Raw genomic sequence first — 12084 nt, 5'->3', positions numbered from 1 at the left:
AAGATCGCAGCCTTCGGCAGCTCCTACAGGGGAATGCGATCTCTGTAGGAGCTGCCGCAGGCTGCGATCTTTCAAGCCTTGCCGGTAATCTTGCGGTACTTCTCCATCAACTGCTCTTCAGTCTCCGGATGGGCTTCGTCCAGCGGAATGCAATCCACCGGGCAGACCTGCTGGCACTGCGGTTCGTCGTAGTGGCCGACGCACTGGGTGCACAGGTTCGGGTCGATCACGTAGATTTCTTCGCCCTGGGAAATGGCGGCGTTGGGGCACTCGGGTTCGCAGACGTCGCAGTTGATGCAATCGTCGGTGATGATCAGGGACATGCTAACTCCAGCCGGGGCGGCAGGCCCGGGCGCAATAAATCAATGCGCGTAATTGTGCCGCATTGGTGAGCGCTATGCACGCGGGCGCGACGTTCTGCAGGAGCCGGCTTACTGGCGATGGCGGTGTGTCAGGGTACACCGCGTAATATTGATCGCCCGCAAGCCGGGTCCTACAGTCCGGGTATTACTTCTTGAAGCGTTGGGTCAGGGCGTCCGCCACCACTGGGTGCACGAACTTGGTGATATCGCCGCCCAGGGCTGCAATTTCACGGACCAAGGTCGAAGAAATGAACGAATAACGCTCGGACGGGGTAAGAAACAGGCTTTCCACATCCGGGGCCAGCTGGCGGTTCATGTTGGCCAACTGGAACTCGTATTCGAAGTCCGACACGGCGCGCAAACCACGCAGGAACACGTTGGCATTCTGCTCTTTGGCAAAGTGCGCCAGCAGCGTCGAGAAGCCGACGACTTCTACGTTCGACAGATGTTTGGTGACCTCGCGAGCCAGTTCCACACGCTGTTCCATGGGAAACAACGGGTTTTTCTTCGGGCTGGCGGCGACAGCAATGATCACGTGATCGAACAGGCGCGAGGCGCGTTCGACCAGATCGCCATGGCCCTTGGTAATAGGGTCGAAGGTACCTGGGTACAACACTCGGTTCATCGCGTCGTCCTGGCGGGAGTGCGTTGGGGACTCGGATGGTATCGCAGCCTAACCGGTCGGCCAAGTCGCCTTTTGGGTAAGAACGCACTATAGACGATCAGAATAATCGTATTTTTCATGGGTTTTTTAAACGCTCGGCCAGGGAAGTCGCCAGCTGCGCCGTCAGCCCATAGACCGACAACTGCGGGTTTGCGCCAATACTGGTGGGGAAGAGCGAGCCGTCATGAATCGACAGATTGGCCAGTTGATGATGCCGGCCGAGGCTGTCGGTGACGGCATTTTTCGGCTCTTCGCCCATCGCGCAGCCGCCCATCACATGCGCACTGCCCAGCCGCGTGCGATACAACTCCAGGCTCAGGCTGTCGATCAGGGTGCGGGCTTCGGCGAGGGTGTTCACATAACGCGCGTCGGCGTGCATCGGCATCACGGCCCTGGCACCGCCAGCAAACTGGATTTCGGCCATGCTGTGGAAGGCCCGGCGCAATCCGTCCCAGGCATAGGCAGACACCTGATAATCGAGCACGGGGGTGTCGTCGCCGCGCAACTGCACAGTGCCGCCCTGGCTGTCGGGGTGAAAACCGTCGCGCAGCAGCGCGAGCATGGCGTGGGTATGCGGCAGATTGGCCATGTGTTGCGCGTTTTCCTGGCCGAAACCGCCCAGCAGCGTGGTCGCCAATGCCGGGTGCAGCGGTGGAACCTCCAGTTTGTAGGCCATTTTGCCGGTGGTGCCGTCCTGCCATTGGAAATGGTCGGAGTAGATCGACTGCGGCGCGCCATAGAAGGGGTTGACCACTTCGTCGAACAACGCGGCGGACATGTTCACCGGGTGCAGGAAGGTGCGCTTGCCCACGCGTTGGTGCGGGTCGGGTGCCCCGGAGCGCAGCAGCAATGCCGGGCTGTTGATCCCGCCGCCCGCCAGCACGTAATGCCGCGCCTTGACCATGATCTTGCGACCGGTGGGCTCGACGCAACGCTCGTCCATTGCCACGCATTGCAGGCCGGTGACCTTGTCACCGCTGATCAGGAGCTTTTCGGCGCGGGCCAGGTAGAGCAGCTCGCCGCCGTTTTCCAGGGTGGCCGGAATGGTCGTGACCATCATCGATTGCTTGGCGTTGGTCGGGCAGCCCATACCGCAATAGCCGAGGTTCCAGCAGCCGCGCACATTGCGTGGGATGACATGCCAGCTATATCCGAGCTTCTCGCAGCCCTTGCGGATCACGTCGTTGTTGGCATTGGGCGGCACCATCCATGGAGCGACGCCCAGGCGCTGTTCCATTTTTTCGAACCAGGGCGCCATTTCAGCGGGGGAGTGGCCCTTCACATTGTGTTCTTTAGCCCAGTGTTCGAGCGTGGGTTCTGGTGTTCGAAAGCTCGAAGTCCAGTTGATCAGCGTAGTGCCGCCCACCGCCCGGCCCTGGAGGATGGTGATCGCGCCATCCTTGCTCATGCGGCCGATGCCTTCCTGATAGAGGCTGGCGTAGGCCTGGTCTTCGAGCAGTTTGAAGTCGCTGCTGGTCTTGAGCGGGCCTTCCTCGATCAGCAGCACCTTGTAACCGGCGGTGCTGAGGATTTCGGCCGTGGTCCCGCCGCCGGCACCGCTGCCGATGATCGCTACATCCGCTTCGAGGGTCAGGTCCTGGGTCAATTGGGCGCCGTTGTGGGTTTTCCAGCCACGGGCCATGCCTTCGCGGAACGGGTCGGGTACGGGCATCTTAATGTTCTCTAATTGTTATGGTTTGGATGCGGTGGTGAGGCGGCTGACGCCATCGCGGGCAAGCCCGGCTCCCACAGGGGTTGAGTCGTTCACAAAAGGTGAGACACATCGAAAACCTGTGGGAGCGGGCTTGCTCGCGAAGGGGGCGACCCGGTTTCAAACCGTCGGCGGCCCCGGATACCCGCAATGCGCCCACGATTCCTTGCGCCCATACCAGGCCATCATCACCAGTTGCACCAATGAACTGTGGCCCATGCGCAGCAGGCTCAACGAGCTGTTTTCCCAGCGATCGAGGAAGTGCCGTATATCCTCGGCAGCGGCGTTTTCCCAACTGCCCCAGATCCCGGTCAGCGGTCCGCGGGTGACGGCCATGCCCAGCACGTCGAACAATTGTCGGGTGAGCTTGAGCATTTCCGGCGACAGGTGATCGAGGTTGTAATCGAGGCTTTTCAGGGTGCCCTCGACGGCGCCGGGCATCTGCTGGGCAGCCACGGCGCCTTCAAGCAGCACCGGGACAAGGGCGCGCAGAAACGCCAGGTCGCCACTGCGCAGTGCCGCGAAACCACTGGCAGGCGAACTCGATGAGCAGCCACTCAGACTGGCCCCCAACCCGGCAGTGGCAAGAAAGGCGCTGGCGCCGAGGCTGAATTTGAGCAGGCCGCGCCGTGACAGCGCGGGGGTATCGGACAGGCTTGGGTGCATTCTTGTTATTACCCGAGGGTGACCATCGTTAGCGGATAAACAGCTTCTGGATCAGTTTCTGAATGGATTTGCCGTAGGGCGGGTAGATCAGCTTCGCCGCGTTGAAGCGTTGCTTGATCAGTACGCCCTTGGCCTTGCTGAAGGTCAGGAAACCTTCGTGGCCGTGGTAGTGGCCCATGCCCGAAGCGCCGATGCCGCCGAACGGCATGTCATCCTGGGCCACGTGCAGCAGGGTGTCGTTGAGGCATACACCGCCGGAGTGGGTCTCGTTGAGCACGCGGTTCTGTTCGCGCTTGTCGTAGCCGAAGTAGTACAGCGCCAGTGGGCGAGGGCGCTGGTTGATGTAGGCAAACGCCTGGTCCAGATGCTTGTACGGCACGATCGGCAACAGCGGGCCGAAGATCTCGTCCTGCATCACCGTCATGTCGTCGCTGACGTTGAGCAGCAGGCTATGCCCCATGCGCCGGCCCTGGCCTTGATCGAACAACGGGATCAGCTGCGCACCTTTGTCGGTGGCGTCGCTGACGTAGCCATTGAGTCGCGCCAGTTGTCGGTCATTGATGATCGCGGTGTAGTCCGGGTTGTCGGCGAGGGTCGGATAAAAGCCGCGGACCGCCTGCCGGTAGGCCTCCACGAAAGCGTCGACGCGATCTTCCGGCACCAGCACGTAATCCGGGGCCACGCAGGTCTGGCCGGCATTGAGGGTCTTGCCGAACGCGATGCGTTCGGCGGCATCCTTGAGCGGTACGTCCTTGGAAACGATGGCCGGGGACTTGCCGCCCAGCTCCAGCGTGACCGGCGTCAGGTTTTCCGCCGCCGCGCGCATCACGTGCTTGCCGATGCTGGTGGCGCCTGTGAACAGCAAGTGATCGAAAGGCAGGCGCGAAAACGCCACGCCGATATCGGCTTCGCCCAGCACCACGCACACCAGGTCTTCGGGGAAGATCCGCGCGAACAATGCCTTGAGCAGCAAGCCGGTGGCCGGGGTCGATTCGCTGAGCTTGAGCATCACCCGGTTACCCGCCGACAACGCACCGACCAAGGGCCCGATGGCCAGGTACAGCGGATAGTTCCACGGCACGATCACCCCGACCACGCCCAGTGGCTGGTAGACCACCTTCGCCGAGGCCGGCTGAAAGGCGACACCGACCTTGCGCCGCGACTCGCGCATCCAGCCCTTGAGGTGGCGGCTGGCGTAATGGATGCCGTGCAGGCTGGGCATCAGTTCGGCGAGCAGGGTTTCATCGGCGCTGCGGTGGCTGAAATCCTGGCTGATCGCATCGATCAGGGCCTGACGTTCGGTGTTCAGCAAATCCCGTAGTGCCTTGAGCCATTGCTGGCGCTGGGCCGCGGGTGGCATCGGGTTGCCGGCATAGGCCGCGCGCTGTGCGTCGAACAGGGCCTGGAGCTCGTCCAGAGGCTGCTGGAGATTTTGCAGGTAGGAAATGTCAGCAGTCATGGTCGGCTCCGGATTTATTGTAATGAGGGCATTTTTAGAGTCTATACTCTAAAAAGTCAAATGCTCTCCTCGGCATCGCTTTGTTTTATCCGCTGGCGGATAGGCCGTAAGATGCCCCTCAACGCACTCTGAATTTAAGCTCAAGCCATGGCCCCACGGATCAAAACCAGCGAGCGCATCGTGCAGAACAGCCTGGAGCTGTTCAACCAGCAGGGCGAGCGCAGCATCAGCACCAACCACATCGCCGCCCATATGGAGATTTCTCCGGGCAACCTGTACTACCACTTCCCTAACAAGCAGGCGATCATCGCCGTGCTGTTCAGTGAGTATGAGAGCCTGGTGGACAGTTTCCTGCGTCCGCCACATGGGCGCGCTGCCACGGTGGAAGACAAGCGTTTCTACCTCAAGGAGCTGTTGTCGGCCATGTGGCGCTACCGGTTCCTGCACAGGGACCTGGAGCACCTGCTCGACAGTGACCCGGAACTGGCCGCCCGCTACCGGCGTTTTTCCCAGCGCTGCGTGATTCAGGGCGCTGCCATCTACGAAGGTTTTGTCGCCGCCGGCATCCTCAAGATGGATCGGGTACAGATCGAGTCCCTGACGATCAATGCCTGGATCATCCTCACCTCCTGGGTACGTTTTTTGTGCACCACGCGGGAAAACTCCAGCCACCTCAGCGAGCAGGCCATCAAGCGCGGCGTCTACCAGGTGCTGGTGCTGGAGGCCGGGTTCGTCACGGACCAGGCGCGTGATGCGGTCGCTGCGCTGTTTGAAGAGTTTTACGTGCCGCTGGCCCAGGCGCTGGAAGAAGTATGAAATAAAGCCTGCCGCACGATCGAAATCGCCCATCACAGGAGCCCGTTATGCCCATTGCGCAACTGATCAGCCCGCAAGCACTGGACCTGAAAAAGGACCAGCCGGGGTTGGTGATTCTGGATTGTCGTTTTGCCCTCGAAGACCTGGATTATGGCCAGCGCAGCTATGCGCAAGGGCACATCGGCGGGTCGGCTTTTGCCGATCTTGAGCGTGATCTGAGTGGAAAAGTGGTCAAGGGTGTGACCGGGCGTCATCCATTGCCCGAGCCGGCGGACCTGATCGAGCGCCTGCAAGCCTGGGGCATCAACGCCGACAGCGAAGTGGTCTTGTACGACGATGGCCCGGGTGCTTTCGCGGCGCGGGCCTGGTGGCTGCTGGCCTGGCTGGGCAAGCGTGACGGGGTGTTCATCCTCGATGGCGGCCTCAAGGCCTGGCACGCGGCGGGGCTGCCCCTGAGCCTCGATCCTGCGTCGAACAGCCGTGGCACCTTTACCGGGAAACCGGACAACGCGTTGGTCCTCAGCGCCGAGCAGTTGCACAAGCGTCTGGCCCGACCCGAACTGACCCTGCTCGATGCCCGCGCCTTGCCGCGCTTCAAGGGCGAAGTCGAACCGATCGATCCGATTGCCGGGCACATCCCCGGTGCGCAATGTGCGGCCTTCACCGACAACCTGGGCAGCGACGGGCGGTTCCTGCCAGCCGAGCAGCTCAAGCAGCGTTTTGCCGCGAAGCTGGGTGATCGCTCGCCGGCCGATCTGGTGGCGTACTGCGGGTCCGGCGTGACGGCGTGCCATAACCTGTTCGCGTTGTGCCTGGCGGGTTATCCGTTGGCGGCGCTGTATGCCGGGTCGTGGAGCGAGTGGATCAATGATCCTGCTCGCGGGATCGCCACTGGCGAATGAAGATCAAAAGATCGCAGCCTGCGGCAGCTCCTACATGGGTTTGCGTCGACCTGTAGGAGCTGCCGCAGGCTGTGATCTTTTAAAGGCGCGCATTGCGATACGCCCCAGGCCCCACCCCATACACCTGCTTGAACTGCCGACTCAGATGACTCTGGTCGGCGAACCCCAGTTGCGTCGCCACTTCCAGAGGCAAGCAACCACCCTGCAATAACCCCCGCGCCCTAGCGATGCGCTGTTGCATCAACCAGGTGTGCGGCGGCATGCCGGTGGCGCGGCGGAACACCCGGGCGAAGTGGAAGGGCGACAGGTTCACCGCCGCTGCCAGTTCTTCAAGCGAGGGCGGCGCCGCCAATTGCGCGTGCAGCAGATCCTTGGCCAATGTCACCGCCCGGTGTTCCTTGCCCGGTTTGCCGGCATCAGGAACCGCTGCGTGACGCTGCAGCAGTGACAGCACCAGTTCTCGCCAGGCCGTCTGTTGTTGCAGTGCGGTGGCCGGGCTTTCCAGCAAGCGATGCAATTGGCAGAAGCCGTTCACCAGATCCGGATCGCGGTACAAGGTGGCGCCGAACGCCGGCAGATGGTGGGTGGGCAATTCGAGTTCGGCCAGCAGCGACAGCATCTGCCCGCTGTCTGGGTAAAACGCCCGGTACAACCAGCCGTCTTCCGTGCCCTTGTGGCCTGTGTGCAGTTCATCGGGGTTGATCAGCACCAGGGTGCCGCTGCCTGCCAGGTGTTCGGCGCCGCGATAACGGTAACGCTGGGCGCCGGCCATGATCATGCCGATCACATAGCCATCGTGCACGTGAGGGGCGAAGCGCTGCTCGATGTAGCGGGCCGACAACAGCTCGATCCCGGCCAACGGCGCCGTTTGCCAGAAGTGGATGGATTCGCCCTGCGCAATGCCCATGGCCTACTCGCGACCCATGCTGGCCAGCCACTGCGGGATACGCCGTTCCAGGTAGTACCCCGGTTGGCGGAACGAGCCATCGACGAACCCGACGTGCCCGCCCCGGGCCTGCAATTCGAATTGCGTGCAAGCCGACAATTCGTCGGCTTGCGGCAGGCTATGGGGGAATACGAAGGGGTCATCGGCGGCCTGAATGATCAGGGTTGGCGTACAGATCTCGCCGAGGAAGTAGCGGCTCGAGGCGCGGCGATAATAATCCTCGGCGTCAGTGAAACCATTGAGCGGTGCGGTCACCCGGCCATCGAAATCCCAGAACGTGCGCATGTTTTCCAGGGAGCCCAGCGCAGCGAGGGCCGCGAGGCCGTCCTCGCGCCCGTCGTGCTGGAACTGGCGTTGCTTGTTCTTGATGTAGGCCAGCATCTCGCGCATGAAGTGCGCCTGATAGACCTTGGAGAAACCCTGGCCGATGCGGTCGGCGCACTGGTCCAGGCGAAACGGCACCGACACCGCCACCGCACCGCGTACGCCGCTGGCACTGCCGGTTTCGCCCAGGTGCTTGAGCAGCACATTGCCACCCAGGGAATACCCGACGGCATACAGCGGCGCGAGCGGACGCTTGGCCCGCAGGTGCCTGATGGTTTCGGCCAGGTCTTCACTGGCGCCGGAATGGTAGCTGCGCGGCAGCAGGTTGGGTTCGCCGGAGCAGCCGCGCCAGTTCAGCGCGACACTGGCCCAGCCTTGGTCACCCAGGGCTTTTTGTATCCCGGCGACGTAAGGCGAATTCGACGAACCGGTCAGCCCGTGCAACACCAGCACCAAAGGCGCATCGGCACTGTGCGGGCCATGCCAGTCGAGGTCGAGGAAGTCGCCATCTTCGAGCCACAGGCGCTCACGTTCACGTTCGAGGTGGGTGGTTTTGCGCCACAGCGGACCCCACAAGGTCTGCAAGTGCGGATTGCCGAGGCCGAAGGCCGGGGTGAAGCGATCTGGCGGATGGGACACGATTCGTCTCGATGCAGTGGCGCACGCCTGCATTGAGGCGCGCGCCTTGTTCAGGCCGGTCGATTAACCGGCGATCTCTGCCATACGTTGCCATAACGAATAATAGACCCGCCCGGATTTTTGCTCCCGGTGCAGGCGCCAGTTGCCTGGCAGGCCGAGGGTCGACGGCGCGCTTTCGCTTTCGGTGTACACCCAGGCATCTTCGGCCAGCCACTGGCGCTCTTCGAGCAGCGCGCAGACGGCGGGCAGCAGGTTCTGGTTGAACGGCGGGTCGAGGAAGACCAGGTCGTAGGCGACCGCTGGCTGGGTTTCCAGATAGCGCAGGGCGTCGGCGGTCTGGACCTGGCCGGTGGTGCAGCGCAGCGTACCCAGATGCTCCTTGAGGCTGGACACCGCAAGGCTGCTGGCATCCAGCGCCTGGCCCATGGCGGCGCCGCGGGACAGGGCTTCGAGAAACAGCGCGCCGCTGCCGGTGAACGGATCGAGCACCTTGGCGCCCGGGACGTAGGGTGCGAGCCAGTTGAACAGGGTTTCACGCACCCGGTCCGGCGTCGGGCGCAGGCCCGGCGCGTCAGGGAAGCTCAGTTTGCGGCTGCGCCATTCGCCGCCGATGATGCGCAGCTGGTTCACGCCGTTGTGGACGTTGTGGACCGGTTTTTTCGGACGAGAAGTGGCCATTAATGCTCCGGAACCCCGAGCGGCTGCTCGGCGGGTTTATCAGTTGGGGCCGGTAACGGCTTTTGCGGCACGGTCGGGCCAGCGCTGACGATGACCAGTTTATCCGTGCTCAGGTGTTTGTTCATGGCCGCCTTGACCTGCTCGACGGTCAGGTTCTGCGACTGCTGCATGAAGTCTTCCAGGTGACTGAGCGGCAAGTTGTAGAAGCCGATCGCGCCCAGCTGGCCGACGATATCGGCGTTGCTGGCGGTGGACAGCGGGAAGCTGCCGGCCAGTTCGCGCTTGGCGTCGTCGAGTTCTTTTTCGGTCGGGCCGGTCTTGAGGTAGTCGGCGAGCACATCCTGCACCAGTTTCAGGGTGCCTTCGCTCATTTCGGCGCGGGTCTGCAGGTTGATCATGAACGGACCGCGTGCCTGCATCGGGCTGAAACCCGAGTACACACCATACGCCAGGCCACGTTTTTCGCGTACTTCGCTCATCAATCGGGTACCGAAACCGCCACCGCCGAGGATCTGGTTGCCCATGGACAGGGCCGCGAAATCCGGATCGTCACGGTCGATGCCCAGTTGCGCGAGCATCAGGTTGGTCTGCTTGGACGGGAACTCGATGTGGCCGATGCTGGCCTTGGGTTCGGCGGGTTGCTCGATCTTCGGCAGGGCCGGACCTTTGGGCAGGGCGGCGCTGACCTGCGCGGCAATGGCTTCGGCTTCGGCGCGGGACAGGTCGCCGACCAGCGCGATCACCACGTTGCCCGCGGCATAGGCTTTCTGGTGGAACGCGCGCAATTGCGCGAGGGTAACGGCCGGAACGGTCTGCGCCGTGCCATCGCTGGCGTGCGCGTAGGGATGATCGCCGTACAAGCGGTTCATCAGTTCAAGGCTGGCGAGTTTGCCGGGGTTCTGTTTCTGGTATTCGAAGCCCGCGAGCATCTGGTTCTTGATGCGGGTAAACGAGTCGGCGGGGAAGGTCGGTTTGCCGACGACTTCGGCGAACAGCTTCAGCGCCGGCTCACGCTTGTCTGCAGCACTGAGGCTGCGCAGGGAGGCAACCGCCATGTCCTTGTAGGCGCCGTTGCCGAAATCGGCCCCCAGCCCTTCAAAACCCTGGGCGATGACGCTGACATCCTTGCCGGCCACGCCTTCGTTGAGCATGGCATTGGTCAGCAGCGCCAGGCCTGGTGCGTCGCCGTCCTGGCTGCTGCCGGCGGCAAAGATCAGGCGCATGTCGAACATCGGCAGTTCGCGGGCTTCGACGAACAGCACCTTGGCGCCTTCGGCGGTGTTCCAGGTTTGCACGTCGAGCTTGCGGTGGCTCGGCGCCTTGCCGTTGAGCTCGGTCAGTGATTGCAGCTTCTGGCTGGCCTTGGCCTTGTCCAGCGCCTCGCTGGCGTTGGTCTGGTCGGTCTTGGAAAAATAGAACGCGGCCGACCCGATCAGGGCGACGGCGATCAGGCCGAACAGGGCCAGGCGCGGTTTTTTACGCTCACTCATGAGTCGTCTCCTCTGGCAGTACATGGGCGACGCTGAGACGTTCGCGGGTGAAATACAGCTTGGCGGCGTTCTGGACATCTTGCGGTGTCACGCTTTCCAGGTCGGCGAGCTCGCTGTCCATCAGTTTCCACGACAGGCCGACGGTTTCCAGCTGGCCGATGGCCGTGGCCTGGCTGGTGATCGAATCACGCTCGTAGACCAGCCCGGCGATGACCTGGGCCCGTACGCGTTCCAGTTCTTCGCTGGTCGGCGCGGTGGTCTTCAGTTGCTCAAGCAGCTTCCACAACCCGGCTTCGGCTTGGGCGATGGTCTTTTTCTTCTGGCTGTTGGGGGTGGCCGACAGGGTGAACAGGCTGTCGCCACGGGTATAGGCGTCGTAGCTCGACGAACCGCCGGACAGCAGTTCTTCGCCGCGCTCCAGTTGAGTCGGGATGCGTCCGCTGTAGCCGCCATCGAGCAGCGCCGAGATCAGGCGCAAGGCGTTGACCAGGCGTTTGTCTTCGGCGGTCGCGATGCTCGGTACGTTGAAGGCCAGCATCAGGCTGGGTAATTGGGTCTTGACGTGCAGGGTGATCTGGCGTTCGCCGGGCTCGGCCAGCTCCAGCGGAATCTTCGCCGCCGGCACCTCGCGTTTGGCGATCGGGCCGAAGTAGCGCTGGGCCAGGGTCTTGACCTCGTCCGGCGTCACGTCGCCGACCACCACCAGCGTGGCGTTGTTCGGCACGTACCAGGATTGGTACCAGTGGCGCAGCTCTTCGACTTTCATCCGGTCCAGGTCCGCCATCCAGCCAATGGTCGGCGTGTGATAGCCGCTGGCCGGATAGGCCATGGCCTTGAAGCGCTCGTAGGCCTTGGACATGGGTTTGTCGTCGGTGCGCAGGCGCCGTTCTTCTTTAATGACTTCGATTTCCCGGGCGAACTCGTCGGGCGGCAGACGCAGGCTGGCCATGCGGTCGGCTTCAAGTTCGAAGGCCACGCCCAGGCGGTCGCGGGCCAGGACCTGGTAGTACGCAGTGAAGTCGTCGCTGGTGAAGGCGTTCTCTTCGGCACCGAGGTCGCGCAGGATCAGCGACGCTTCGCCGGGGCCGACTTTCTCGCTGCCCTTGAACATCATGTGTTCCAGGGCATGGGACAGGCCGGTCTGACCTGGCGTCTCGTAGCTGGAGCCAACTTTGTACCAGACCTGGGAAACCACCACCGGTGCGCGATGGTCTTCGCGCACGACGACCTTCAAGCCGTTGTCGAGGGTGAATTCGTGGGTCGGTTGCGGGTCGGCCGCCAGGGCCGAAAGGGGCAGGCAAACTGTGCTGAGCAGCAGGCCTGCGGCGCGGCGGGCTAGAGCATTCATTCGTTTTTAAACCTTTGGGGCTGCCCGCATGGTCTTAGCGTCAGCGGGCGAGAGGGTGCTAGGATACTGATCCGTTTTA

Annotated in this window: 12 protein-coding genes; 2 read left to right on the top strand and 10 right to left on the bottom strand. The window is 62.7% G+C overall.

The window, feature by feature from the left end:
• Positions 1–71: 71 nt before the first annotated feature.
• From SOP95_RS07030 to SOP95_RS07010, 5 genes are all read right to left on the bottom strand, one after another.
• Positions 72–323 carry a YfhL family 4Fe-4S dicluster ferredoxin gene (locus SOP95_RS07030; protein WP_003195146.1) on the bottom strand — a complete coding sequence of 84 codons (252 nt, stop codon included), beginning with the start codon at positions 321–323 and terminating at the stop codon, positions 72–74.
• 184 nt (positions 324–507) lie between these two features.
• Entirely contained in the window at positions 508–987 is a 480-nt protein-coding gene (gene coaD, locus SOP95_RS07025; protein ID WP_323606634.1) for a pantetheine-phosphate adenylyltransferase, read from the bottom strand.
• A 115-nt stretch (positions 988–1102) separates the two neighbouring features.
• A complete protein-coding gene (locus tag SOP95_RS07020) occupies positions 1103–2698 on the bottom strand; it encodes a GMC family oxidoreductase (RefSeq protein ID WP_274075675.1) in 1596 nt (531 codons plus the stop codon).
• 159 nt (positions 2699–2857) lie between these two features.
• The gene (locus SOP95_RS07015; RefSeq protein ID WP_274075674.1) at positions 2858–3403 is read right to left on the bottom strand and encodes a twin-arginine translocation pathway signal protein; all 546 of its coding nucleotides are present in this window, start codon (positions 3401–3403) and stop codon (positions 2858–2860) included.
• Between the two features lie 28 nt (positions 3404–3431).
• Positions 3432–4862, bottom strand: a complete 1431-nt coding sequence (locus tag SOP95_RS07010; RefSeq protein ID WP_323606633.1) for a coniferyl aldehyde dehydrogenase — start codon at positions 4860–4862, stop codon at positions 3432–3434.
• A 147-nt stretch (positions 4863–5009) separates the two neighbouring features.
• Here SOP95_RS07010 and SOP95_RS07005 point away from each other — a divergent pair, with 147 nt between their 5' ends.
• Together SOP95_RS07005 and SOP95_RS07000 are read left to right on the top strand one after the other, a co-directional pair.
• The gene (locus SOP95_RS07005; RefSeq protein ID WP_274075672.1) at positions 5010–5678 is read left to right on the top strand and encodes a TetR/AcrR family transcriptional regulator; all 669 of its coding nucleotides are present in this window, start codon (positions 5010–5012) and stop codon (positions 5676–5678) included.
• Between the two features lie 47 nt (positions 5679–5725).
• Positions 5726–6580, top strand: coding sequence for a sulfurtransferase (locus SOP95_RS07000; RefSeq protein ID WP_323606632.1), 855 nt, complete (start codon positions 5726–5728; stop codon positions 6578–6580).
• Between the two features lie 79 nt (positions 6581–6659).
• Here SOP95_RS07000 and SOP95_RS06995 read toward each other — a convergent pair whose 3' ends face one another.
• From SOP95_RS06995 to SOP95_RS06975, 5 genes are all read right to left on the bottom strand, one after another.
• On the bottom strand, positions 6660–7487 hold the full coding sequence (locus tag SOP95_RS06995; RefSeq protein ID WP_323606631.1) for an AraC family transcriptional regulator: 828 nt from the start codon (positions 7485–7487) through the stop codon (positions 6660–6662).
• A 3-nt stretch (positions 7488–7490) separates the two neighbouring features.
• Positions 7491–8489, bottom strand: coding sequence for a hydrolase (locus tag SOP95_RS06990; RefSeq protein ID WP_323606630.1), 999 nt, complete (start codon positions 8487–8489; stop codon positions 7491–7493).
• 63 nt (positions 8490–8552) lie between these two features.
• Entirely contained in the window at positions 8553–9167 is a 615-nt protein-coding gene (rsmD, locus tag SOP95_RS06985) for a 16S rRNA (guanine(966)-N(2))-methyltransferase RsmD (protein ID WP_274075668.1), read from the bottom strand.
• Positions 9167–10657, bottom strand: a complete 1491-nt coding sequence (locus SOP95_RS06980; RefSeq protein ID WP_274075667.1) for a M16 family metallopeptidase — start codon at positions 10655–10657, stop codon at positions 9167–9169. Before SOP95_RS06980 ends, rsmD begins: the two co-directional genes overlap by 1 nt.
• On the bottom strand, positions 10650–12005 hold the full coding sequence (locus SOP95_RS06975; protein WP_323606629.1) for a M16 family metallopeptidase: 1356 nt from the start codon (positions 12003–12005) through the stop codon (positions 10650–10652). The genes SOP95_RS06980 and SOP95_RS06975 overlap by 8 nt, the downstream gene beginning before the upstream one ends.
• Positions 12006–12084: the final 79 nt, after the last annotated feature.

It is taken from the genome of Pseudomonas sp. YuFO8 (assembly GCF_035065025.1).
GTDB lineage: Bacteria > Pseudomonadota > Gammaproteobacteria > Pseudomonadales > Pseudomonadaceae > Aquipseudomonas > Aquipseudomonas putida_AE.
This window is presented reverse-complemented; position numbering and strand designations above follow the sequence as displayed.

What these genes read in the sequence shown, in the direction of transcription:
- SOP95_RS07030 (WP_003195146.1), bottom strand. Translation starts at nt 323, where the DNA reads ATGTCCCTGATCATCACCGACGATTGCATCAACTGCGACGTCTGCGAA.
- coaD (WP_323606634.1), bottom strand. Translation starts at nt 987, where the DNA reads ATGAACCGAGTGTTGTACCCAGGTACCTTCGACCCTATTACCAAGGGC.
- SOP95_RS07020 (WP_274075675.1), bottom strand. Translation starts at nt 2,698, where the DNA reads ATGCCCGTACCCGACCCGTTCCGCGAAGGCATGGCCCGTGGCTGGAAA.
- SOP95_RS07015 (WP_274075674.1), bottom strand. Translation starts at nt 3,403, where the DNA reads ATGCACCCAAGCCTGTCCGATACCCCCGCGCTGTCACGGCGCGGCCTG.
- SOP95_RS07010 (WP_323606633.1), bottom strand. Translation starts at nt 4,862, where the DNA reads ATGACTGCTGACATTTCCTACCTGCAAAATCTCCAGCAGCCTCTGGAC.
- SOP95_RS07005 (WP_274075672.1), top strand. Translation starts at nt 5,010, where the DNA reads ATGGCCCCACGGATCAAAACCAGCGAGCGCATCGTGCAGAACAGCCTG.
- SOP95_RS07000 (WP_323606632.1), top strand. Translation starts at nt 5,726, where the DNA reads ATGCCCATTGCGCAACTGATCAGCCCGCAAGCACTGGACCTGAAAAAG.
- SOP95_RS06995 (WP_323606631.1), bottom strand. Translation starts at nt 7,487, where the DNA reads ATGGGCATTGCGCAGGGCGAATCCATCCACTTCTGGCAAACGGCGCCG.
- rsmD (WP_274075668.1), bottom strand. Translation starts at nt 9,167, where the DNA reads ATGGCCACTTCTCGTCCGAAAAAACCGGTCCACAACGTCCACAACGGC.
- SOP95_RS06980 (WP_274075667.1), bottom strand. Translation starts at nt 10,657, where the DNA reads ATGAGTGAGCGTAAAAAACCGCGCCTGGCCCTGTTCGGCCTGATCGCC.
- SOP95_RS06975 (WP_323606629.1), bottom strand. Translation starts at nt 12,005, where the DNA reads ATGAATGCTCTAGCCCGCCGCGCCGCAGGCCTGCTGCTCAGCACAGTT.